Annotated in this window: 18 protein-coding genes; 15 read left to right on the top strand and 3 right to left on the bottom strand. The window is 48.8% G+C overall.

Annotation, left to right across the window (positions count from 1 at the left end):
* Nucleotides 1-76: 76 nt before the first annotated feature.
* Nucleotides 77-658, top strand: a complete 582-nt coding sequence (locus tag A0W33_RS19590) for a hypothetical protein (RefSeq protein WP_068839769.1) — start codon at nt 77-79, stop codon at nt 656-658.
* 133 nt (nt 659-791) lie between these two features.
* Here A0W33_RS19590 and A0W33_RS19585 read toward each other — a convergent pair whose 3' ends face one another.
* A complete protein-coding gene (locus A0W33_RS19585) occupies nt 792-1,955 on the bottom strand; it encodes a hypothetical protein (RefSeq protein WP_082815315.1) in 1,164 nt (387 codons plus the stop codon).
* Nucleotides 1,956-2,179: 224 nt separating this feature from the next.
* Between A0W33_RS19585 and holA the strand changes: the two genes are divergently transcribed.
* From holA to trmB, 9 genes are all read left to right on the top strand, one after another.
* On the top strand, nt 2,180-3,226 hold the full coding sequence (gene holA, locus A0W33_RS19580) for a DNA polymerase III subunit delta (protein WP_068839768.1): 1,047 nt from the start codon (nt 2,180-2,182) through the stop codon (nt 3,224-3,226).
* A 269-nt stretch (nt 3,227-3,495) separates the two neighbouring features.
* Nucleotides 3,496-6,627, top strand: coding sequence for a tetratricopeptide repeat protein (locus tag A0W33_RS19575; protein ID WP_068839767.1), 3,132 nt, complete (start codon nt 3,496-3,498; stop codon nt 6,625-6,627).
* A gap of 30 nt (nt 6,628-6,657) precedes the next feature.
* Nucleotides 6,658-8,346: a TonB-dependent receptor gene (locus A0W33_RS19570; protein WP_068839766.1), complete on the top strand. Its 1,689-nt coding sequence runs from the start codon at nt 6,658-6,660 to the stop codon at nt 8,344-8,346.
* A gap of 9 nt (nt 8,347-8,355) precedes the next feature.
* Nucleotides 8,356-9,504, top strand: coding sequence for an HU domain-containing protein (locus A0W33_RS19565; RefSeq protein ID WP_082815314.1), 1,149 nt, complete (start codon nt 8,356-8,358; stop codon nt 9,502-9,504).
* Between the two features lies 1 nt (nt 9,505).
* Nucleotides 9,506-10,216 (top strand): MotA/TolQ/ExbB proton channel family protein, encoded by a 711-nt coding sequence (locus tag A0W33_RS19560; RefSeq protein ID WP_068839764.1) that lies wholly within the window; start codon nt 9,506-9,508, stop codon nt 10,214-10,216.
* Nucleotides 10,217-10,218: 2 nt separating this feature from the next.
* Nucleotides 10,219-10,617: an ExbD/TolR family protein gene (locus A0W33_RS19555; protein ID WP_068839763.1), complete on the top strand. Its 399-nt coding sequence runs from the start codon at nt 10,219-10,221 to the stop codon at nt 10,615-10,617.
* A gap of 8 nt (nt 10,618-10,625) precedes the next feature.
* Nucleotides 10,626-11,546, top strand: a complete 921-nt coding sequence (locus A0W33_RS19550; RefSeq protein ID WP_068839762.1) for a hypothetical protein — start codon at nt 10,626-10,628, stop codon at nt 11,544-11,546.
* 18 nt (nt 11,547-11,564) lie between these two features.
* Nucleotides 11,565-12,857 (top strand): bifunctional folylpolyglutamate synthase/dihydrofolate synthase, encoded by a 1,293-nt coding sequence (locus A0W33_RS19545; RefSeq protein ID WP_068839761.1) that lies wholly within the window; start codon nt 11,565-11,567, stop codon nt 12,855-12,857.
* A 2-nt stretch (nt 12,858-12,859) separates the two neighbouring features.
* On the top strand, nt 12,860-13,513 hold the full coding sequence (trmB, locus tag A0W33_RS19540; RefSeq protein WP_068839760.1) for a tRNA (guanosine(46)-N7)-methyltransferase TrmB: 654 nt from the start codon (nt 12,860-12,862) through the stop codon (nt 13,511-13,513).
* A gap of 129 nt (nt 13,514-13,642) precedes the next feature.
* Here the strand turns inward: trmB and trpF are convergent, their stop codons facing one another.
* Complete coding sequence (trpF, locus tag A0W33_RS19535; protein ID WP_068839759.1) at nt 13,643-14,266, bottom strand: phosphoribosylanthranilate isomerase; 624 nt, start codon at nt 14,264-14,266, stop codon at nt 13,643-13,645.
* 245 nt (nt 14,267-14,511) lie between these two features.
* Here trpF and mnmA point away from each other — a divergent pair, with 245 nt between their 5' ends.
* The 5 genes from mnmA to A0W33_RS19510 all read left to right on the top strand — a co-directional run bounded on the left by mnmA (nt 14,512) and on the right by A0W33_RS19510 (nt 21,332).
* Nucleotides 14,512-15,639 (top strand): tRNA 2-thiouridine(34) synthase MnmA, encoded by a 1,128-nt coding sequence (mnmA, locus tag A0W33_RS19530; RefSeq protein ID WP_068839758.1) that lies wholly within the window; start codon nt 14,512-14,514, stop codon nt 15,637-15,639.
* On the top strand, nt 15,639-16,394 hold the full coding sequence (locus tag A0W33_RS19525) for a hypothetical protein (protein WP_068839757.1): 756 nt from the start codon (nt 15,639-15,641) through the stop codon (nt 16,392-16,394). The genes mnmA and A0W33_RS19525 overlap by 1 nt, the downstream gene beginning before the upstream one ends.
* Before the next feature lie 3 nt (nt 16,395-16,397).
* Nucleotides 16,398-18,047: a S8 family serine peptidase gene (locus tag A0W33_RS19520; RefSeq protein WP_068839756.1), complete on the top strand. Its 1,650-nt coding sequence runs from the start codon at nt 16,398-16,400 to the stop codon at nt 18,045-18,047.
* Between the two features lie 186 nt (nt 18,048-18,233).
* Nucleotides 18,234-18,887, top strand: a complete 654-nt coding sequence (gene rpe, locus A0W33_RS19515) for a ribulose-phosphate 3-epimerase (RefSeq protein ID WP_068839755.1) — start codon at nt 18,234-18,236, stop codon at nt 18,885-18,887.
* 12 nt (nt 18,888-18,899) lie between these two features.
* Entirely contained in the window at nt 18,900-21,332 is a 2,433-nt protein-coding gene (locus A0W33_RS19510) for a TonB-dependent receptor (RefSeq protein WP_068839754.1), read from the top strand.
* A 66-nt stretch (nt 21,333-21,398) separates the two neighbouring features.
* Here the strand turns inward: A0W33_RS19510 and A0W33_RS19505 are convergent, their stop codons facing one another.
* Nucleotides 21,399-22,262 carry a DUF2911 domain-containing protein gene (locus A0W33_RS19505; RefSeq protein WP_068839753.1) on the bottom strand — a complete coding sequence of 288 codons (864 nt, stop codon included), beginning with the start codon at nt 22,260-22,262 and terminating at the stop codon, nt 21,399-21,401.
* Nucleotides 22,263-22,567 lie beyond the last annotated feature (305 nt).

Below are 22,567 nucleotides of genomic sequence, written 5' to 3'. Positions count from 1 at the left end.
ATCCGAATAGACATCCGTTTAGCCGATAGTTAGCGCTAATACAATTACAAATTCAAAGCGGTAGATAAAAGTAAGAATGGGGCTTTTCTTTAAACTTTCAGCAAAAGAATTACTTGAAGTTAGAAATCAAATAGTTCTTGAATGCGGGATTCCTTTCTTAGAGAAGAATGGCTTTAAAAAATCACCCTTTTCAACTTCATGGTTTTGTAGGGACAATCTTCAAGGTTATACCTATGAATTATGCCGTCTAAAACCTGATTCAACACTAGAAATAATTGAAATACAGATAAACCGACAGGACAGATGGATAAAGTGTATTTTAAATATCTTCAAACTAAATCCGAACCCTGAATCTATAAACAAACTAAATGGTGTGGATGGACTTCAATATAAGCTTCCACCTAATAGTATTTCAGAAATGCGTTTGCGGGTTGATGATATTAAAGGACCCCCGATACTAGACTCTGACTTTATGTTTAGGGAGCACAAAATTGGAAGCTATTATTCGAAGTATGGCTTTAGCAAAAGAGTAAAGCAACTAAAGAGAATCATTGAAACGGATTTGAATAATATTGAAAACTTTGTTCAACGATGGTATAAAATGCACAAGCGCCCTATTGTAACAACATGGGAAGGACACCAGATAGAGGAAGTATAGTAGAATTCAGTAACTTAAATAATCAGTAACTTAGATAAATAGAAGCACATGCGCTAACCCAACCTTTACGGTAGCTACGCCACCGCAAAGCCAAATCCGTTATATCTACAAAACTAATTAACTACAGTTGAACCTATAACTTCCCCAATTCTTCCTCCAGCTTCTTATTCCACTTCGCCTGTGCCGCCTCATTTAGCCCGTGCTGCGTTTCGGCATCGTACTGCTCCTGCAGTTGGTTCATTTCGCGGAACGACTCGATGTAGTGGTACTGGATAATGCTGTTATAGTCGGCTAAGGACAGGATTTCAGGCGTTATTTTGTGCTTAAAACGCTCCGCTACCAGTTTGGCAATGTCAAAGTGCTTTTGCTCGTGGTTCAGACCGTAAGCATCCAGATGGCCAGCCTTTACCCAGGAAGAAGCCGGCAGCATGTATACTTTCATTTCCAGGTTCACATGCACGATGCCATCAATCACCTTTGTATGGCCCACAAAGTCGAATGAAGGGAAAATAGCGGCCGCATACTTGCTGGGTTTAGAGGGGCTGCCGCTAAAATCATCCCACTTCAGAAGCCGGGAAGGAGAATAGAATACTGTATCCCTGGAGGCGACGCCTTTGTAGTTCGAGAAGTTTACTTTTATTCCTTTGGCGAGACTTTCGTTTGTGTTAGCCTCTTTGTTGATCCAGGTGTTAAGGTATTTTAGCGCCTCCACCAACGATTGCCGCAGGGCAGGTTCTGCCACATCGGTTTGGCTGGCTGGCCTGATATAGCGCATGCCACCCCTATATTCGGTCAGCTTTACCAGCTCTCCCTCGCGCATCACCTCAAATTCCATTCCCACCACCGCTTTGCCCTCTACACGGCCTTGAGGAGCAGGTGTTTCAACGATACTCATCTCCTTCAGGCGGATGGTTACAGGACGTAAGCTGGTGTTCTGCTTCAGTCCTTTGCTAATAAATTGCTTTACGGCAGCAAGTCCGCCACCTTGCAAGTCCACTGGCTGAGCCACTGTTGATGAGGCAGCGCCGGGAGCAGGTACAGGAATGAGCCGTGCCACGGTTTTTTTGTCGGAACGCGCATCCACTACTTCGGCAATGTAAAATTCTTTGGGTGCGAAAGGCAGTTGCTCTGTTTTAAGCACCAGCGGCGAAACTCCTTTATCTGGCAGCGTGGCAGCTAAAAGGAAAAACAGAAACAAGGCTGCAAGGCCCCAAAAAGCTACTCTATACCCAAACACCAGCGTCGCTTTATACTTCCAGCGTGGCGCTGGATTGCTATTTCTATACTTGATAATCATCTTTGCTTTAGTCAGTTGTCGGAGAGTGCAACAGCGCTATGCAGGGCCCCCATCCACAAGAGTAAGAACAGTAGGCCGTTGTTTTCAGTTCGGTTGAAGGAGTTGAAAAAAGGCTTCTTTATTCGTGCTTTTATACTTTACTTTTATGGCTGATGCCTTAAATTTGTAGAAGGCAGGCAGCAGCACAAGTATAACAGGCCGTGCCATCACCCGAACAACCCAACATGTCGCATACACCCGAGGGCATTCTAGAGCAACTGAAGCAAAGGCAATTTGCACCTGTATACTTTTTGCAGGGCGAGGAGTCTTACTACATCGACCTGATTTCTGACTATGTGGAGCAGCACGCGCTGCAGGAGCATGAGAAAGGGTTTAACCAGGTGGTGCTTTACGGCAAGGATGTGGACGTGTCGACGGTGCTGCTGCAGGCCAAACGCTACCCGATGATGTCGGAGAAGTCGGTGGTGATTGTGAAAGAGGCACAAAGTATACTTGACATTGAGAAGGAGGAGGGCATGCGCCAACTGGAGGCATACCTGCAGCACCCGCTCCCGTCTACCATCCTGGTGTTCTGCTACAAGTATAAATCGCTGGACGGGCGCAAGTCGCTGGCGAAGGCGGTGAACAAGCACGCCGCGCTGCTTACCACTAAAAAGCTGTACGACAACCAGGTGCCCGCCTGGGTAACGGCATACCTGCGCAGCAAAGGAATGAAGGCCACGCAACCCGCGGTGGTGCTGCTAAGCGAGTACATCGGTTCGGACTTGTCGCGGCTGGCGAACGAGATAGATAAGCTCCTGATAAACCTGAAGCCTGGTGCCACGGTAGACGAGGGGCTGGTGCAGGAGAATGTGGGCATCAGCAAGGAGTATAACATCTTTGAGCTGCAGTCGGCCCTGATTGCGCGCGATGCGCTGAAGGCGAACCGTATCATCAACTATTTCGAGGCAAACCCCAAGAGCAACCCGCTCATCCCCAACCTGACGCTGCTGTTCAGCTTTTTTACTAAAATCCTGACCCTGCACATGCAGCAGGACAAATCAGAGCAGGGCATCCGCAAGAGCCTGGGCAACCGCGGTTTTCTGGTAAAGGAATACATGCTGGCCATGCGCCATTTTCCGTTGCAGCGGTGCACCGACATCATTCACTTTGTGCGGGTGGCGGACCTGCAGGTGAAAGGCATAACAGGAGGTGATATGAGTGATTCGGACATTTTGCGCGAGTTGGTGTTCAAGGTGCTGCACCCGGTGCCTCGTGCCTTGCCCTTTTAATCCGGTAATAGGGGAAGGTGTGAAAAATAAGCGCCAAAGCATCAGGTTTTTATCCACAGAAGACAATATTTAAAGACTTTCCCCATTATATTAGAGCAACAGGATATAGCAGCCGGGCTTTAACTTTTAATATGTTAAAGAAAGTGGCTGCTCTCTAAAAATTACTAACTTTGAGTGGGGCAGTAGCTGCGGCATCGTATCAGCCGCGATTGCTATTTGCTCCATTAATCTGAATAAAACGGCTAACCCTTCCGGGAATAAAAGTAAACATGAAGATAGCTTACAAAATAGCACTTGCCTCCGTATTGGCTGGCGGCTCCCACGTGGCGGTGGCACAGCACACGCAGGCGTTCACCGCTGAGGAGAGGTACTTCCATGAAGGACTGGAGCTTTTTGACCGGGCCAAGTATGGCGCGGCGCAGGAGGCTTTTGAAAAGTACATCGAGCTGAAAGGAGACGATTCCAAAACAGCCGATGCGCAGTATTACTACGCCCTGAGCGGTCTGTACTTATTGCACCCGGATGCGGAACAGTTGGTGCTCAATTTTGCTCGCAAATACCCGACGCACCCTAAAACTGCACTGGCCAACTACGAACTTGGCTTGTATTACTTTGAGCAGAAGGACTACAAAAAGGCGATAGAGCTGTTAAAGGATGCGCCGACCCACCTGCTAAGTATAAAGCAGAACAACGAGCTGGAGTTTAAACTCGGTTATTCCTACTTCGCCACCAAGGACTTTGACAACGCCAAGATCTGGTTCGACAAGAACAAGACAACCGGCTTCCGCGAGGATGAGCACCGGTTTGCGTACGCCTCTAACTATTATGCCGGCTATATCTCTTACCGCAAAGGCGACTACGCAGCTGCCAAGGCGGATTTGAAGATTGCAGAGAAGAACGAAGCCTACAAGCAGATCGTGCCTTACATGATCACCGAGATTCTTTACAAGGAGAAGGATGTGTATGAGGTGATCCGCTACGGCGAAGAAGCGCTGGCGCGGCAGCCACAGGTGCAGCAGGCCGATGAGATTGCGCTGCTCGTGGGCGATGCCTATTACCAGAAGGCAGACTACGCCACAGCCGGCAAGTTCTTTAACCAGTATGCCCAGGGCAAGCGTTCCCTGGAGCCGGTGGTGCAGTATAAAATCGCCTTTACTGATTACAAGAATAACAACTACAAGAACGCCATTGCCAATTTCAAGGAAATAGCCCTTAAGAAAGACTCCCTCGGGCAAAGCGCGGCCTATTATCTTGGCCTTAGCTACCTGAAAGAAGATAACAAGCAGTTCGCCCTCACCGCCTTTGATCAGGCCCGCAAGAACGATCAGGACAAAGCGGTGACAGAAGCTGCCACGCTGAAATATGCGCAGGTAAACTTTGAGCTCGGCAACTTCCGCGATGTAATCAATACGTTGGCTGATTTTGGTAAAAATTATCCGGAATCCGATCAGGCAGAGGAAGCAGACAGGCTGCTGAGCGAATCATACTTTGGCTCCAACGATTATGCCGCGGCCATTCGGCACATTGAAAGCCTTGAGAAGAAGAGCTGGCGTATTCTGCAGACCTACCAGCGCGTAACCTACTACCACGGCGTAAACCTGTTTAACGACAGTAAGTTTCCACAGGCGGTGGCCATGCTCGACAAATCGCTGCAGTACCCTTACGATAAGGAAGTGACAGCCTCCAGCCATTTTGTGAAGGGCGAGGCTTATTCTATTGGACAGAAGTACAACGATGCCATCAACAGCTATGGCGCTGTTTTCCGCGCCGCGCCGAGCACCAAAGCAGATTATTACGTTAAGTCGCGCTACGGAATCGGTTACGCCTACTTTAACACAAAGGAGTATGATAAGGCGCTGACACATTTCAAGGCTTATCTGGACAACATACAGCCCAGCAATCCAAACTACAACGACGCCACGGTTCGCCTGGCCGATACATACTATGTAAATAAGAATTACAACGAGGCACTGAACCTGTACGAGCGCGTAATCTCCAGCAGCTCGCCAGACAGAGACTATGCGCTTTTCCAGAAAGGCGTGGTGCAGAGCATCCTTAACAGAAACGACAGAGCGAAGAACTCCTTGGAGGAACTGATCAACAAGTTCCCGAATTCCCGCTACCGTGATGACGCCATGTACCAGTATGCACTCATCGATTTTGAGTCGGGCAACTACCAGCCGGCCGTTCAAGGGTTTACCAAGCTGATCAACGGAATGCCCGACAGCAAACTGGTTCCGAACGCGCTGCAAAAGCGTGGCATTGCCTACACCAACCTGCGTCAGAACGATCTGGCGATTGCAGACCAGCAGCGCGTGCTAAACGAGTTCCCGAACTCTAAAGTAGCCAGCGGCGCTTTGTATAGCTTGCAGGAGGTGCTTGGCCAGGAGAACAGAAGTAGCGAATTCGATACCTATGTAGACAAGTTTAAGTCCGCCAACCCGGAAAGCAATGCCTTAGAAAGTGTTGAGTACGAAGCAGCTAAAACATTGTACTTCAACCAACGCTATGAGCAGGCGGTAGCAAAGTTCGAGGCTTACCTGACGGCTTATCCAAAGAGCTCCTTCGTACCGGATGCCCGCTATTTCCTGGCAGATTCTTACCTGCGCAGCAACAAGAAGGACCAGGGCATGAAGGTGATGAAGCAGGTGATTGCCGAGAACCGCTCCGAGTTTGTGAACCGCGCCATCCAACGTGTGGCCGACATGGAGTTTGAAGCCAAAAACTACGCGGAGGCCATAAAATATTACACCCGCCTGCGCGATGTGGCCACGAACAGAAAAGAGCAGCAAACAGCGCTGCTAGGATTGATGCAAAGCTACTACCGCTCCAACGACTATGCAGCTACCAAGCGCGTGGCCGGTGAATTGATTAGCCAGGGCAATGCAAACCTGAACGCTTACAACCTGGCGCTGCTGCTACGAAGTAAAGCCACCTATGCCCAAGGCAACCTGGAGCAGGCGCTTACTGAATTGCGAGAGACTGAGGCCTCGGCCAACGATGTGAATGGGGCAGAGGCGCATTACCTGATCAGTGAGATATTGTTTAAGCAGAAGAAAAACAAGGAAGCGCTTGACAACGCCTTTGCCTTCAGCAACAAGTATGGCTCCTATGATTTCTGGCTTGGAAAGACTTTCCTGCTAATTTCTGACATATATGCTGCTCAGAACGAGATGTTCCAGGCGCGCTCCACGTTAACGTCGATCATTGAAAACGCGCCAAACCAGGAAATTGTGGCCGAGGCGAAGCAGAAGCTGGCAAAGCTGGAGGGCAAAAACTCAACGGTAGCACCTAACAACCTGCAGCCACAACAGCAGCAACTTTCGGCCCCTGTTGACACTACCATCCAACCTCGGGATACCACCGTTCAGCCGGTTGATTCAACAGGCCAGCAGAAGTAGTAATTTTAGTTTAAGAAGAGAATCAGCAGCATGAAAAATAAATTTAGAATTGCCTCTCTTGCCATCGTGCTTTGTGTTGGGCAAAGTTACCTGAACAATACGCAGGCTCAGACTCAGGGGTGGAACGAAGGAGCCAAGCTGGAGGACGCAGAGGTGGTGGTGGAGAAGAACCGTGTGATAGAACTGCCACAGGCTGCCCGCAATTACGAGAAATTCCGCATCACGCCCCCAGAGATCGGTGACCGCAACGTACGCTACCGCTTCACGGATTACCGCTTGCCTTCGCAGGACATTGAACTGCAGATGCGCGTGCTGACCATTAAGCAGGACGAACTGACAAAGCTGTACGGCAATTACCTGAAGGCCGGCCTGGGCAACTACGGGACACTTTACTTAAAAGGCTATTTTCATAACAAGCGCAGCGAAACGGCTAGCTATGGCGCCAACGTCAGCCATGTTTCCTCTTCCCGTGGCCCTGTTGACAAGGATAACTCTGCTGTGTCACAGTCTGATCTGGGCGTTCATGGCGAGCGTTACTTGAAAGGTTTAACAGTTGGCGGCGATGTAAAGTATGGCCGTGAGAAACATTATTTCTATGGCTACGCCCCATCGTTGGAGCAGGAGGTGAATCGTGATACGATCAAGCAGGTGTTCAACCGCATCCATGCAGGTGGCTACTTTCATAACCAGACCTCCGGTGCGCCTTTCCTTTACAAAGCCGGAGCGCGCTTCCGCTACATCAACGATCACTACGACATGAGCGAAAGCAATTTCGCGGTTGATCTTCGCAGCGAGTATGGCATCGATGAGCTGTCAGCATTCCGTGTAGATGCAGACTTATCCTTTGTGTCGTATGGAGACTCCGCAGACGTAGGCCGTGGCTTCTTTAAACTCAATGCAGCTTACGAGCGCAAGCTCAACGCCCTACGCCTGACATTGGGCGCCAAAGTAGCCTATACGGGCGACGAGGTAAACGATGCGCGTCAGTTTAATGTGTACCCGATGGTGCGCCTGGCTGTAGAGCCTATCGAAGGCAACTTGTTGCTGTTCGGAGGGATAGGAGGTGACCTTGAAAGGACCACTTTATATGAACTGACGCAGGAGAATCCATTCCTGGCGCCAAACGTGCAGGTGGCCGATGTAAACAAGGGACTGGAGATTTACGGTGGTTTTCAAGCCAACATTGCCAATTACGTGCACCTGAATGGACGTGTGGCGTACCAGAATTTCCGCAACTTATACTTCTACAACAACTCGGTTTCGGACTCCACCAAGTTCGAGCTGCTGTATGACGACGGCATCACGAATGTGTTGAATATTTTTGCAGAGGCGTCCTTCAACTATTCCGACGAAATTAGACTGGGTTTAAAGGCTGACTATAACAGCTATAACACAGATAACTTAGAGCAGCCCTTCCACCGCCCTGAGCTGATGGCCAGCATTTACGGTACCTACAACTTCTACGACAAGATTCTCTTTAATTCAGAACTTTATTATATTGGTGATTCATTTGGCCGTATTACCCGCCCGGATGGAACAACGGTGCTGCGACAGACAGATTCCATCATCGACCTGAACCTGAAAGCGGATTACAAATTCACGAACAACTTTACCGTGTTCCTGATGGCCAATAACTTGTTCGGGAAGAAGTACGAGCGTTTTGTGAACTACCCGAATAAAAGTATAAATCTGATTGGCGGCGTAACTTATTCTTTCTAACAAATGCCTATGGTTGAGAAGCATATCAAGTCACTTTTGTATGACCACGACTGTGTTATTATCCCTGATTTTGGGGGATTAATAGCTCGTTACGTGCCAGCACGCATAAACCCTGTGAAGCACACGCTGCAGCCTCCGTCAAAAACCATTGCTTTCAATGAGAAGCTGGTTCTGAACGACGGGTTGCTGATCAGCACGATCGCGCACCAGAACAATATTTCGAAAGAGGAAGCCCAGGCGCTGGTTGCTAAGTTTGTGCATGCGGCTAAGAATGCGCTGCAGCAAAGTAACCGGTTTGAGCTTAGCGAGATAGGGCTTTTCCGATACAGCTCTGAGCATCGTCTGGTGTTTGAGTATGTGGAAATAGACAATATGCTGGAAGAGAGCTTTGGATTGCCGGAACTGGTGGCCAGGCCTCTGCGGGTAGAGGAGCCAGCAGTGCTTCGCACCCTTATTAAAGAGCGTCAGCAGGAACTGGCAGAGCAGAAGCAGCCACTTCCGCTTCGAAAGCGCATCAAACGGGCGTATCACATGGCCGCCGGATTGGCGCTTGCTGGCTTGTCTGTGTCTGCTTTATACTTCCTGTCGCTGCAGGCGAACTACAACATGAGCAGTCTCAACCCTGTCATGCTGTTCAACGGCGGCAACAGCGCCTATGCAGCCAGCCCGGTAGATCGCTACGCGGCGGATTACGTGCCTTTCACAGAAGAGGAGCGCCTGCACCACTATGCTATTATGCTTCCTGAAGTGGCACAACCAGGTATAGAAGAGTCAGATGCTTTTGCCTCCGAGGAAGAAATAGTTGTTGATTCTGCAAGTATGGCTTCAGATGATGCTGCTGAATTTGCTGCAGCAGAGAGTGTTACAGAGGTGGCAGTAGTAGAAGAGGAAGAAGCAAAGATGCCCGCACACATAGTGAATGCCAACGACGGCCGTTTTTATATCATAACCGGCGGCTATGTGCGTTTAGAGAATGCGGAAGAAAGCCGTGCCATACTTAAAAAGGATGGTGGTGATGTGAAGGTGGTACTTCCTGGCCCTGGCAGCAGACTTTACAGGGTAGCAGTGGCTGATTTCTCAACCAAAGAAGAAGCACAGGCAGAACTTAACACTTATAGAAAAAAATTCGGAGAAACACTTTGGGTACTTACTAATTAACATGACGTCACTCTTATTACAAATCACCACTTCGGCACCTGCCGATACGACTACTGCTTTAGCTGAAGGGGCTGAAGCTGCTGCTGAAACATCTGTTTCACTTTGGGACCTTACCCTGGCCGGGGGATGGTTCATGATTCCGCTGGCGCTGTTGTCGCTGGTTGCTATCTACATTTTTGTGGAGCGCTACCTGACACTGAAGAAAGCCGCACAAAACCCCGAGGGTTTCAACGACCGGATCAAAAGCATGGTACTTGCTGGCGATATCAACGGAGCGAAAATGCTTTGTGCCCAAACCAACACACCCGTTTCCCGCATGATCTCTAAAGGCGTTTCCCGCATCGGAAACCCGCTGAAGAACATAGAGACTTCTATCGAGAACGTAGGCAAAATTGAGATCAGCCGCCTGGAGAAGAACTTGTCTGCGTTGGCAACTATTGCCGGTGCCGCGCCGATGCTGGGCTTTTTGGGAACGGTTACAGGTATGATCGGTGCTTTTATCGCTATTGCCCAGGCAGAGGGTTCTGTAAGCCCGAAGCTGCTTTCCAGCGGTATTTATGAGGCCATGGTAACAACGGCAACCGGTTTGATTATTGGTCTGCCTGCCTATGTCGGGTACAACTACCTGGTATCCAAAATCGACAGCATTGTGCATTCCATGGAGTACTCCTCCATTGAATTCCTTGATCTTTTACAAGAACCACAGCTTTAAGCATGAATTTCCGCTCTAAAAACAGGGTCAACGCCGAGTTCAGCATGTCGTCTATGACGGACATTATTTTCTTGTTGCTGATCTTCTTCATGCTGACCTCTAACTTTGTAACCCCTTCGGGCCTGCCGGTGAGTTTGCCGAGCAGCAAGGCTAGTGATATCGTGATGCAGAAGATCAGCGTGACGATCACAGATGACTTGCAGTATTTTGTAAACGACAAGCCTGTTGCGCTAGAGGATATTGAGCCACAGCTTACCGCTTTGCTGCAGGGAACAGAGCAGGGCGCAGTTGTGTTACATGTAGACAAGAGCGTTCCGGTGGAGTACCTGGTAAAGGTGGCCGGTATCGCCAAGAATTTAAATGCATCTGTAACACTGGCTACCGTGCCGGGTACTGAATAACTTATACTATGGCAATAGCGCACTCACAGGAAGAAGAAAAGAATAAACGCATAGCGGCCGGTGTCAGCATTGGCTTGCATGCGCTTATCCTGCTTTTCCTGATTTACATGCTGGCCTGGCGCGCACCTGATCCTCCAGCCGAAGAACTGGGCATTATGATGAACTTCGGCACAGACGAGCAGGGAAGTGGCGATGTGCAGACCATGGCTACGCCGAACAAATCGAAGAATGTGGAGGACAGCAAACCTGCGCCAACTGAGCCAGACCCGCTGCCGGACCCGGAGCCGGTTGTAAAGCCTTCGCCTGCCACTCCACCCACACCAGTAGAGGCGCCCAAGGTGGTGACCACCACAGCTGATGCGCCTGTTACGGTAAAGGAAGAAGTGAAGCCTCAGCCAAAGCCACAGCCAAAGGAAGAAGTGGTGAAGAAGGAAACGAAGACACCGCCTAAAGAAGAGGTTGTTGCCAAAGAGCCGGAGAAGCCAAAGTCACTTTATCCTGGCAAGCCAACAACAAGCACTGGCACCGGTAAAAACGGCACATCCGATAACGCTACCGGCAACAACAACGGTGACGATACCGGTAAAGTGGGCGACAAAGGCAGTCCGGACGGGGACATCAACTCGAAAGCCATGTATGGCAAAGCAGGCGGCGGTGCAGGCGGATCACTTGACATGGCAGGCTGGCGCTACGACATTGAGCCCAAGCGCGACCCCTACAGCAACGAAACCGGTATCATCCGCTTTCAGATAAAAATTGATGGGGACGGAAATCTGATCGGCATCAACACAATTGAAAGCAACGTGTCGCCACAGGTAAAGAAGTGGTACGAAGATCAATTGCGTAAAACCACTTTTAGCCGAACAGGAGGTACCGGAAATTCTTCCGGAGCTACAGGTTTTGTAACATTCAGAATTAGGGCTAACTAAGTTATATTATTCTTTTTGATGACTTATCAAGATTGTCTTGATTACCTATACCAGCAATTGCCGATGTACCAACGCATCGGCAATGCTGCTTTTAAGAAGAGCCTCGACAACATTATAGCCCTTTGCGAGGTTATGGGGCAGCCGCAGCACGAGTTTAAGAGCATTCATGTGGGCGGCACCAACGGCAAGGGCAGCAGTTCGCACATGCTGGCGGCTGTGCTGCAGCAGGCGGGCTATAAGACAGGTCTTTATACTTCGCCGCACCTAAAGTCCTTTACAGAGCGCGTGCGCGTAAACGGACAGGAACTGCCGCCGGAGTACCTTGTCGATTTCGTGGGGAAGTATAAATCGCTCTTTGAGCAGGTACAGCCTTCGTTTTTTGAGATGACGGTAGCGCTGGCTTTTAAATATTTTGCAGAGGAGCAGGTAGATATCGCCGTGATAGAAGTAGGACTGGGAGGTCGTCTTGATTCCACCAACATTATCACCCCCGAAATTACGCTCATTACCAACATCAGCCTCGACCACCAGAGCATGCTGGGTGATACCATAACTGCCATCGCCACTGAAAAAGCCGGTATCATCAAGCCTGGTATTCCAGCGGTCATAAGTATAAAGCAGGTGGAGGCCCAGGAGGTATTTGAGTTGAAGGCGGAGGAGGTAACTGCACCGCTATACTTCGCCGATGACCAATTCAGAGTAGAGGTGACCAGTTCCAGCTTGCAACGGCAAGTTTTTCAGGTGTACTACAAGGAGCAGGTTTTCCTGCAGGGCTTGGAGCTTGATCTGGCAGGGGCGTATCAGATGTATAATCTGCCGGGGGTACTGCAGGTGCTGAAGCTGCTGCACGAAAAGGGCTTTGCAATTTCCGATAAAGCGGTACGTGCAGGGCTGGCCAACGTGAAAGGTATCACTGGGCTAAAAGGTCGCTGGCAGGTGCTGCAGGAGCATCCGCTGATGCTCTGTGATACAGGCCATAACGAAGACGGGATTAAACAGATACTTCAGGGGCTTAAGCAACTTCACCCGAAGCAAGTGCATTTTGTTTTTGGTGCCGTTAACGATAAAGATGTTTCTACCATTCTGCAGTTGTTACCACTAACTTATACTTATTATTTTTGCCAAGCTGCCATTCCCCGTGCGCTACCAGCGCATGAACTTATGACAAAGGCAGAAGCAGTAGGCTTGAAAGGTAGTGGCTTCGAAACTGTGACTGAGGCCGTAGCAGCGGCAAAAGCAAATGCAGCGCCCGATGAGGTTATTTTTATAGGAGGTAGTACCTTTGTGGTTGCTGAAATTGAAGAACTATAAGTATGGGAAGATCTAAAATGGCGAAATTCGCCGTGGTAGCGGAACGCGAGAACGTTTTCGAACCAGGCAATGAGCTGTATGACCAGTTAGCGGGTAACTGGCGAAAATTATACTTCAACAACGATAATCCAATTGTGCTGGAGGTGGGCTGCGGCCGCGGAGAGTATACCGTGGGCATGGGCCGCTTGTTTCCGGATAAAAACTTTATCGGATCCGATATCAAAGGAGCCCGCATCTGGAAGGGCAGTACCATGGCGATGGAGGAGGAGCTTGAAAACGTTGCCTTCCTTCGCGCTTTTATCGAAAACATTGGCGAATTGTTCGCTGAAAATGAAATCGACGAAATCTGGATTACGTTTCCGGACCCACGTCCGCGCGACCGTGACATCAAGCGCCGGCTAACTTCTCCGCGTTTCCTGGAACTGTACGAGCGAATTCTTAAGCCAGGAGGCATTATTCATTTTAAAACAGATAACGAGCCGCTCTTCGATTATACGCTTGAAATACTCGCTGATCGAAAGGTAAAGAACTTGCTACAGACGAAAGACCTCTATAACTCCGACCTGCAGGAGCATACCATGGGTATTCAAACTACCTATGAGAAACGCTACCTGGCTGAGGGTATAAAGATTAAGTACCTGCAGTACTCAGTGTGAGTTCTGAGTCCTGAGAAATTTAGGTAAAGATTTGAAAGCAACGAGGCCAGCCGGTACACCGGCTGGCCTCGTTGCTTAGCAGCTAAAAAAATTTAAATCAGAACTCGTGACTCGATACTCAGAACTAAATTAAGCTTCCTCAATCTCTTCAAAAATTTCGGCCAGTTCGTCAAAATCCTTTAGGCCCGGCTTAATTTCATGGCCGCCTTGTAGTCCGATGCCGGTAGGCTTAATCTTCTTCAACACCGTGTTGATATTGCCTTTATCCAATCCGAAGCCAATGTAGACATCAAACCGCTTGCAGATGTCAGCCAGGAAAGGCGCATTCGTTTCATCTACTTTATCAAAATCATCAGAGTAAAGTATGAAAGCATGCACCACAGAACTATACAGTTCCATCATTTCCAGGAGTTCACTTTCAACAGTGTCCTTATTGATAAACACCTTTTGAATTACCGGTAGGTTGATCTCCTCAATTTCATCAATCAGGTAAGGGATGTTCAGCTGGATGTAATCGAGGTTAAATTCTGAGGCTATCTCATTTATCGTATCGGGTCTGGCTCTTAAGAACTCGCCTGCAAGCTTCACGCCGGCTACCCAACTTGTGATTTCTTTCAGAGTATTGGGCTGCACACGCTCCTGATCGTCCAGTTTCAGGTTAAATCCGATAATGTCCACACCCATGCCTGCGCAGTAGCGCGCATCGCTTAGGTTGTTTATCCCATTTACTATCACAGAGGTACGTAGGCCCATGGTAATTTATACTTTATATTTAGTGATCGATTTTTCTGCTTTTTTCTTAGCCCAAAGTAAAAGCCTATTTCGCTATCTACCCAAACTTTTTTGTTCTTTTTGCATACAACGCTTTCTTTTCTACGGTGTCTTTCGCTTAAGTAGCTGTATTAATTAGAATCTGAAACTTTATAACTCTATAGTTGTTGCTATATTTGTATCAATTTGATTTTAATTTTAGATAGACAGACATACCTTTAAATATAATGAGTACAAAAGGAAGGGTATTAGTAGCCATGAGCGGCGGCATCGACAGTTCGGTGGCTGCCGTAATGCTGCATGAGCAGGGCTACGAGGTAGTGGGGATGACCATGAAAACGTGGGACTACGCCTCCAGTGGCGCCAGCAAAAAAGAAACAGGCTGCTGCAGCCTCGATTCCATCAACGACGCGCGCAACATAGCCGTGCAATTGGGTTTCCCGCACTATATTATTGACATCCGCGAAGAGTTTGGTGATTTTGTAATCAACCATTTCACGGATGAGTACCTGGCAGGCCGTACGCCAAACCCATGCGTACTTTGCAACACGCACATTAAATGGGACGCGCTGTTGCGCCGTGCGGATCAGCTGGGTTGCGATTATATAGCAACAGGTCACTATGCTAACCTGCGTGAGGAAAACGGCCGTTATGTTATCTCCAAGGGACTTGACGACAATAAAGACCAATCCTATGCTTTGTGGGGAATTTCGCAGGAGAGCCTGAGCCGTACAATTTTTCCGCTAGGCAAGCTGCACAAATCAGAAATCAGGCAGATGGCGCTAGAGCGTGGTTTTACAGAGTTGGTTAATAAGCCAGAGTCTTATGAAATCTGCTTTATCCCGGATAATGATTACCGCGGCTTCCTGAAGCGCCGTGTAGAGGGTTTGGAAGAGCAGGTTGCCGGTGGCGAGTTTGTGCTGGAGGATGGCACCGTAGTAGGCAAGCACGAGGGCTATCCGTTCTATACCATTGGGCAGCGAAAAGGCTTAGGCATTGCTTTAGGGTTTCCAGCCTATGTAACTAGGATTGAGAAGGAAATGAACCGCGTGGTGCTGGGTAATTACGAAGAGCTCTCTAAAAATGCGATGACGGTAGGCAAGCTCAACATGTCAAAGTATGAGAACCTCATTGGGCAGCCGATCCCAACCGTTACCAAAGTTCGTTATAACGATTCGGGCACAGAAGCTATAATTGAGCAGGAGGGAGACAAGATGAAAGTTCACTTCCTGAGTGGCGTACATGCCATCGCTCCTGGTCAGGCAGCCGTGTTCTATGAAGGCGACGATGTAGTGGGCGGCGGCTGGATTGAGACAAATTATAACATGGAGTATAACCTGAACGTTTTGCAGTAATGAAGAAAGCCCTCTTTCTGTTGGTGATGGTGACCGCTTTGGTTACAGCCTGTGAGCAAAGTTTTGTGAAACCGGACCCGGAGGCAATGGGCTATGCGTATTATCCGCTTGAGGTGGGCAGTTACCGCATTTATAATGTCACTGATATTCGATTTAAAAGCGATATCGGCGATACCACCCGCTTCCAGATGCGTGAGCGGATCGATACTTCCTTTACTGATCAAACCAATGCACTTGTCTATAAAGTAGTCCGATCAATACGTCCTAACGAAAAAAGCAATTGGGTTGATGACTCGGTGTATGTGGTTACTCGTCCCAACTCGATGCTGCTTGAAACAAAGAACAATACCCCTCGTGTTAAACTTGTGTTTCCTGTGGATGAAGGTACCCAATGGTTAGGCGACGCATACAACAGCAACATATTGAGTAGCTACAATCGCGATCAGGATAGGCGATCAGATTATTACCGAAGCAAAGAGCCTTATACCTATAAAAATGTAGGGGAGCCTTACACACTTAATGGAACAACTTACCAAAATTCCTTAACCGTAATCCAAGGCGAGCCAATTGAAACATGGGTTGGGCTTGATGACCGGAAGGAAGTTTATGTAAAGGACATTGGCATGGTTTACAGACTTTATACACGCATAGTATATTGCAACGAAACAGAGTCCATAAATTGTGAATATGCCATGGGTTACAAACTCTTTGGCCACGAGCGGCACGAAGAGCTAATTTCTTACGGAAAAGAATAAGCCATGCGGCAACTGCTCTTCTTATTTGGTCTGTTGCTATACATGCCTGGGTTTGGGCAGCAGCCTACAGTAGAACAGAAGCGTCTCATTTACTTTACCGATAAGGCGAGTTCGCCCTATTCCCTTGAAAGACCCCTTGAGTTCCTATCCCCAAAATCAATAGAGCGTCGGCAACGGCAGGCAATTCCGCTGATTCCCCGCGACCTGCCTGTGAATCCCGCCTATGTTGCCGGCTTAAAAGAGGCTGGAGTTACCGTCTGGTATACTTCCCGTTGGTTTAATGCTGCCGTGGTGCAGTGCTCCGAAGAAGAGCTGGCGGCGCTGCAAGCACTGCCATTCGTTAAGGGAAACCGCACCCTCAATAGAATAGCCTCACCTACGGGAAAGCAGAACCTTGTGGCAAGCCAAAAACTGGAGGCTGTTTCTGCTGTTGTGGCGTCACCATTATTTGAGAGCGAAGACTACGGTCTTGCATTCCACCAGGCGGACATGCTGGGTGCAGATGAACTGCATGCTGCTGGCTTTGCTGGTCAGGGAATGACCATTGCCGTGTTTGATGCGGGCTTTCCCGGCGTAAACACCATTCCTGCTTTTTCCCACCTCTATCAAAATAATCAATTAAAGGGCACTTTCGATTTTGTGCGGAAGCAGGAGAACGTGTACTCTTCTAGCTCGCATGGCACCTCCGTATTAGCTACGATGGCCGCCTTCGCTCCGGGCAAGTATATTGGTACCGCTTATAGTGCTAATTACCTGCTGCTACGCACCGAGGATGCTGCTTCCGAGCACAACATTGAGGAAATAAACTGGCTGCTGGCCGCTGAATATGCCGACAGCGCGGGCGCCGATGTTATAAACTCTTCCCTGGGCTATACTACATTTGATGAACCTTCGGTGAGTTATACATACCAGGATATGAACGGCAACACCACCTTGGTCTCAAAAGCAGCCGACTATGCAGCATCCACGGGAATACTGGTGGTGGTAAGTGCCGGAAACGATGGAAACAAACCCTGGCAGTACATCAGTGCCCCGGCCGATGCAGACTCTGTGCTTGCCGTAGGTGCAGTAGATTCTTTGGGTGTACGTGCGCCTTTCAGCTCTTTCGGCCCCACAGCAGATGGCCAGGTAAAACCAGATGTGGTAGCGCTCGGCTTGAATGCCTATATACTTAATTCAGCCGGAAACGTGGTGCAGGCCAATGGCACATCCTTCGCTGGCCCCATTATGGCGGGCTTCACCACCAGCTTATGGCAAGCGAACCTTTCGAAGTCTAACATGGAGATGATACAGTTGCTGCGCCAGCTGGGCAGTAACTACGATAATCCTAATAACAGTACCGGCTATGGCATTCCCAACTATAGCCGCATCGTCACATCCCTTCCGGGCGTGAGCCTGCAGGAGCGGGTATATATCTCCAATCCGGTAAGCAAAGATCCTATCATTATAGCATTGGGGCAGGAGTGGCTCGAGCAGCCTGTCGAGGTGCAGGTGTTGGATGCCACAGGCAAATTAATCTACCGCCAGTCCATTCAGCGCGCAAAGGCAGAACAACAGCTGAGTTTACTGCCGCAGCAATTGCAGAAAGGCTTATACTTGTGCCGCATACGGTCAGGAAGTCGCGCGGCCACCCTCCGGTTTGTGAAGCTCTAGCGCCAGCAGCAAGTATAGCTTGTCTTTTTCCTGTTACACAAAATATGCAAGCTTCTGCTTATGGGCTGAACGTAAAGGAAGCTTCTTGCTGCGAATATAGCATTATGGAGTTTTGCCTGTAGCCGCATCTGATAATTCCCGAGGCTTCATTCCTGAAAACTCGTTAAAAAAACTACCTTTGCAAGTATGAGACCAATCATTGCACCCTCTGTACTCGCTTCTGACTTTGCTAACCTGCAGTCGGAGGTAGAGATGCTGAACAAAAGCCAGGCTGATTGGCTGCACATCGATATTATGGATGGCCGCTTTGTGCCAAACATTTCATTTGGATTTCCGGTGATGGAGGCTATTAAGCGGCACGCGAAGAAACCCATGGATGTACACCTGATGATTGTGGAACCGGAGCAGTACATTGAACAGTTCAGGACAGCTGGTGCTGATACGATTTCGGTGCATTATGAGGCCTGTACGCACCTGCACCGCATAGTGCAGCAGATTCAGGCAACGGGTGCCAAGGCAGGTGTTGCCCTTAACCCTCATACGTCAGTAAAGCTGCTGGAGGATGTGATCGCTGATGTGGACATGGTTTGTATCATGTCTGTTAACCCTGGCTTTGGGGGCCAGAAGTTTATCGAAAACACCTATCGAAAGATCGAGGCGCTCAAAGACCTGATCATACAGCGGAGTTCAAAGGCACTGATAGAGATTGACGGAGGGGTAAATGAGAAGAATGCACCCCTGCTCCTGGAAAAAGGGGCTGATGTGCTTGTTGCAGGAAGCTTTGTGTTCTCTGCCGCTGACCCTGTTCAGACAATTTCCAATTTAAAGTCCATCAGCTAAAAAACTAGAAAGATGCTGAAGTATCTGACGGTGTGCTTTATTCTGCTCTTTCCGCTAGGTGTTTCAGCACAACAGGCAACCCTGCGTGGCAAAGTGCTGAACGAACAGCGGGAGCCGCTGGAACTGGCAACAGTTGCCATCAAAGGCACTGCTGTCGGAACACAAACAAGCGCCGCAGGAGAATTTACACTTCAGGTGCCGGCGCAGCCAGATCTGGTGCTGGTGGTACGTTACCTGGGCTACAGAGAGTTGCAGTTGGCAGTTACCCTTCAACCGGGAGAATCGCGGACGCTGCAACTCGTGCTGGAGGCAGACCCACAGCAACTAAAAACCATTGATGTGCGGGGCAAAAACGAAGGCGACACCCGTGACCAGGTAAGTGTTACCAAACTTGATCCGCGCGACATCCGCAACCTGCCTTCCGCTTACGGCGACTTCAACAAAGTTCTTGTAACGCTACCCGGCGTGGTAAGCAACAATGAGCTATCCAGCACCTACTCAGTGCGTGGGGGCAACTACAACGAAAACCTAGTCTACGTCAACAACATCGAAATTTACCGTCCGTTCCTTATCTCCGCGGCACAGCAGGAGGGGCTGTCGTTCGTAAATCCTGACTTGGTCGAAAACATTGAGTTCTCCTCTGGCGGCTGGCAGCCCAAGTATGGCGATAAGCTTTCTTCTGTTCTTAACATCCAATACAAGCAACCCGAAAGGTTTGCAGCCTCAGTCACGGGTGGATTAACAGGAGGCTCTGTGCACCTGGAGGAGGCTTCCACAAACAATAGAGTTTCATACCTGCTGGGTGTTCGGCATAAAAACGGGCGCTACATTTTACAAGGGCTGCAGGTAGACGGAAACTACCAGCCGACTTTCACAGATGCGCAAGCCTATATCAGCTTTGATCTAAGCAAAGGCGAGGCCACTGGAAACACAACTTTGGGAGTGCTCAGCAGCTACGCCAGCAATGACTTTACAGTGGAGCCGGAATCGCAGGAAACTACCTTTGGAACGCGGCAGGCCGCCCTGAGGCTTACTGTCGGGTTTGATGGCCGCGAGTTGATGGCGTACAACACGTTTCAGACCGGACTAAACCTGGCGCATCGTTTTTCTGCCAATTACCTGGCAGAAGTGATTGTTTCCGGGGTGCAGTCGCGGGAGCGGGAGTTTCGGGATGTGGAGGCAGGCTACCGTCTTTGCGACGTGAGCACCACCGGCAATAACTACGGCGAATGCCTGCAGGACCGGGGTATTGGCAGCGAGTACAATTACGCCAGAAATGCCTTGCTGGCGCGCATGGTAACAGCAGAAGTACGTAATAGCCTACTGCTTAGCCAGCGTAGTCATCTGCAGTTCGGAGCTAAAGCAGGCTCAGAGAACATTCAGGACAAACTGCAGGAGTATGGCTTTCAAGATTCAGCAGAATTTGTAACGCAGGATTATTTTCTGGATTCAAAGCTTGAATTAAACACCATGCGCTACAGCGGCTACCTGCAGCACACGATAGAACTGGACTCGCTGAAGACTTTTACCTACGGGATCCGTGCAACTTTCTGGGATTTCAATGGTGAGTTGAACGTCTCCCCACGGGTGCAATATTCCTTTATTACCCGCCGCAACCCTAACCTTTCTTTCAAAGCTGCTTTGGGCGTATACTATCAGCCGCCCTTTTACAGAGAGCTGCGCAATTTCGCCGGAGAGCTTAATTCAGACATTAAGGCACAACGCTCCCTGCACGCCATTGTTGGCAGCGATTACCTGTTTAAGGCATGGGGACGTGATTTCAAACTTACGACGGAAGCTTATTATAAAGCAATGACAAACGTGATTCCGTATGATCTGGATAATGTGCGCTTGCGGTATTATGCACGTAACAACGCCAAAGCCTATGCGGCAGGTTTTGATGTGCGCGTAAACGGGGAGTTTATTCCAAGTGCCGAGTCCTGGCTTAGCTTGGGGGTATTAAGAACACGGGAGAATGTGGAAGGAGATTCCATCTCCGTTTTCAATGCGCAAGGCGAGACTATCGGAAGGCAGGAGCAGGGGTATATCCGCCGCCCAACTGATCAGCTCCTTAACCTGGGTGTTTTCTTTCAGGACCACCTGCCCGACAACCCGACTGTGCGCATGTACCTGAACCTGGTGTACGGCAGCGGTCTTCCTTTTGGTCCTCCCAGTCAGCCAGACTACCGCAACGCTTTTGATGGAAAATCATACAAGCGGGTTGATATAGGTTTTTCTAAAGTGATAATTGTGCAGAGTGATTTGGTAGAGCGCAAAAAGCTGGGGTTGGAAAGTCTATGGATTGGTTTGGAGGTGCTGAACCTGATTGACGCTCAAAACCGTGTTTCCTATACCTATGTGCAGGATGTGGACGGTGTCACCTACGCTGTGCCTAATTACCTGACTGGCCGTAGGCTGAATCTGCGCTTCGTGGCTAAATTTTAGCCTTACCTTAAAATAAAAAGGGGAGCCAGTTCTAGTGGCTCCCCTTTTTATTTTATACTTCATTTCTTATTTCCGCTTTTTCCAATCCTTGTACGCCGTCTCAATTTGTTTGGCATAGGTTTGATACGACTCAGGCTCTGAACTGCCTAGTTGTATGGCCTTCGCGGAAAGCGTGGCAGCTACCTTAAATTCGTTGTTGTGGGCGTAAAGCTTAGCCTTTATCCAGTTGTTATAGAAGTTGTCTTTGATGGCAATAGACTTGTTTATCCACTCCAGTGCCTTCTCGTGGTGTTCTTTCCGCGATAGCATGTATTCGGCACACTGGGCCCAGGTGTACCAGTCATCCGGTGCAGCAGCGGCCAATGCTTTGTTTATATTCTGCAGGGCTTTCTTCTCAATTTCTGTTTCTATGTTCAAAGTAATCCTTGTATTCTCCCAAGCCAGGTTCAGCTTTGCCTTGTTTGTGCTGATGTCTGAGAAGGAGTAAAGCAGTGTTTCGGTGAAAGGTGCCTTTGTAGGTTTCACCTCCAGATAAGCCACGTCATTCAGTTCATTATATCCTTCAAGTCCCCAAAGTGTCGTGTCCCTATTTAGCACCACATGCCACAAAGAATCGCTTTGCGGAAGTATAAATAGCGAGTAGGTTCCAGCGGGTACTCGCTCATGGTTTAGGAAAAGCTCATCCTGAAAAGTAATCAATGTAGCCTCATTAGCTCCGGCACGCCATAGCTGCTTGTACGGCACCAACCCTCCGAAAACTTTACGGCCTTTAACACTAGGCGCATGATAATTTACTGTAACATCAGTCAAACCGATTGTTTGCTTAATCATAGCAGCCGGGCTGGCCTGTGGCAATTGTACCTGCGCATGAGCTGCAGAGACGCTTAAGCCGAAGAGGAAGAATATGAGGCAGGAGAAATATCTTTTCATAGTATATAACATTGAATCTATGTTTTACCAGTTTAAGTGAAAAAATTATGCCAGAAAAAATGTGGCTATTTCGCCAGCAAAGGTATCAATTTATACTTGTTTAGCATTTATACGCCATCGCTCCAGATTTAAAGTTACTGAACAGTACGCCTCAATAGTTTTAGCTGATTAAATACAATCTTGGGTAGAAGGTACTGGAAGATTAGGGAAAGTATAAATTAAATAATTAAATATATAAGTTAATGAAACCTTAGTTTAAATATTTAGTATTATATTAACGAAAATTTGAAACTATTCAAGCAGGA

The organism is Pontibacter akesuensis (assembly GCF_001611675.1).
GTDB lineage: Bacteria > Bacteroidota > Bacteroidia > Cytophagales > Hymenobacteraceae > Pontibacter > Pontibacter akesuensis.
Note: the sequence above shows the minus strand (reverse complement) of the source record. Positions and strands in the feature narration are given on the sequence as shown.

What these genes read in the sequence shown, in the direction of transcription:
- A0W33_RS19570 (WP_068839766.1), top strand. Translation starts at nt 6,658, where the DNA reads ATGAAAAATAAATTTAGAATTGCCTCTCTTGCCATCGTGCTTTGTGTT.
- A0W33_RS19575 (WP_068839767.1), top strand. Translation starts at nt 3,496, where the DNA reads ATGAAGATAGCTTACAAAATAGCACTTGCCTCCGTATTGGCTGGCGGC.
- A0W33_RS19560 (WP_068839764.1), top strand. Translation starts at nt 9,506, where the DNA reads ATGACGTCACTCTTATTACAAATCACCACTTCGGCACCTGCCGATACG.
- A0W33_RS19565 (WP_082815314.1), top strand. Translation starts at nt 8,356, where the DNA reads ATGGTTGAGAAGCATATCAAGTCACTTTTGTATGACCACGACTGTGTT.
- holA (WP_068839768.1), top strand. Translation starts at nt 2,180, where the DNA reads ATGTCGCATACACCCGAGGGCATTCTAGAGCAACTGAAGCAAAGGCAA.
- A0W33_RS19550 (WP_068839762.1), top strand. Translation starts at nt 10,626, where the DNA reads ATGGCAATAGCGCACTCACAGGAAGAAGAAAAGAATAAACGCATAGCG.
- trpF (WP_068839759.1), bottom strand. Translation starts at nt 14,266, where the DNA reads ATGGGCCTACGTACCTCTGTGATAGTAAATGGGATAAACAACCTAAGC.
- A0W33_RS19525 (WP_068839757.1), top strand. Translation starts at nt 15,639, where the DNA reads ATGAAGAAAGCCCTCTTTCTGTTGGTGATGGTGACCGCTTTGGTTACA.
- A0W33_RS19585 (WP_082815315.1), bottom strand. Translation starts at nt 1,955, where the DNA reads ATGATTATCAAGTATAGAAATAGCAATCCAGCGCCACGCTGGAAGTAT.
- A0W33_RS19505 (WP_068839753.1), bottom strand. Translation starts at nt 22,262, where the DNA reads ATGAAAAGATATTTCTCCTGCCTCATATTCTTCCTCTTCGGCTTAAGC.
- A0W33_RS19510 (WP_068839754.1), top strand. Translation starts at nt 18,900, where the DNA reads ATGCTGAAGTATCTGACGGTGTGCTTTATTCTGCTCTTTCCGCTAGGT.
- A0W33_RS19590 (WP_068839769.1), top strand. Translation starts at nt 77, where the DNA reads ATGGGGCTTTTCTTTAAACTTTCAGCAAAAGAATTACTTGAAGTTAGA.
- A0W33_RS19545 (WP_068839761.1), top strand. Translation starts at nt 11,565, where the DNA reads ATGACTTATCAAGATTGTCTTGATTACCTATACCAGCAATTGCCGATG.
- A0W33_RS19555 (WP_068839763.1), top strand. Translation starts at nt 10,219, where the DNA reads ATGAATTTCCGCTCTAAAAACAGGGTCAACGCCGAGTTCAGCATGTCG.
- rpe (WP_068839755.1), top strand. Translation starts at nt 18,234, where the DNA reads ATGAGACCAATCATTGCACCCTCTGTACTCGCTTCTGACTTTGCTAAC.
- trmB (WP_068839760.1), top strand. Translation starts at nt 12,860, where the DNA reads ATGGGAAGATCTAAAATGGCGAAATTCGCCGTGGTAGCGGAACGCGAG.
- A0W33_RS19520 (WP_068839756.1), top strand. Translation starts at nt 16,398, where the DNA reads ATGCGGCAACTGCTCTTCTTATTTGGTCTGTTGCTATACATGCCTGGG.
- mnmA (WP_068839758.1), top strand. Translation starts at nt 14,512, where the DNA reads ATGAGTACAAAAGGAAGGGTATTAGTAGCCATGAGCGGCGGCATCGAC.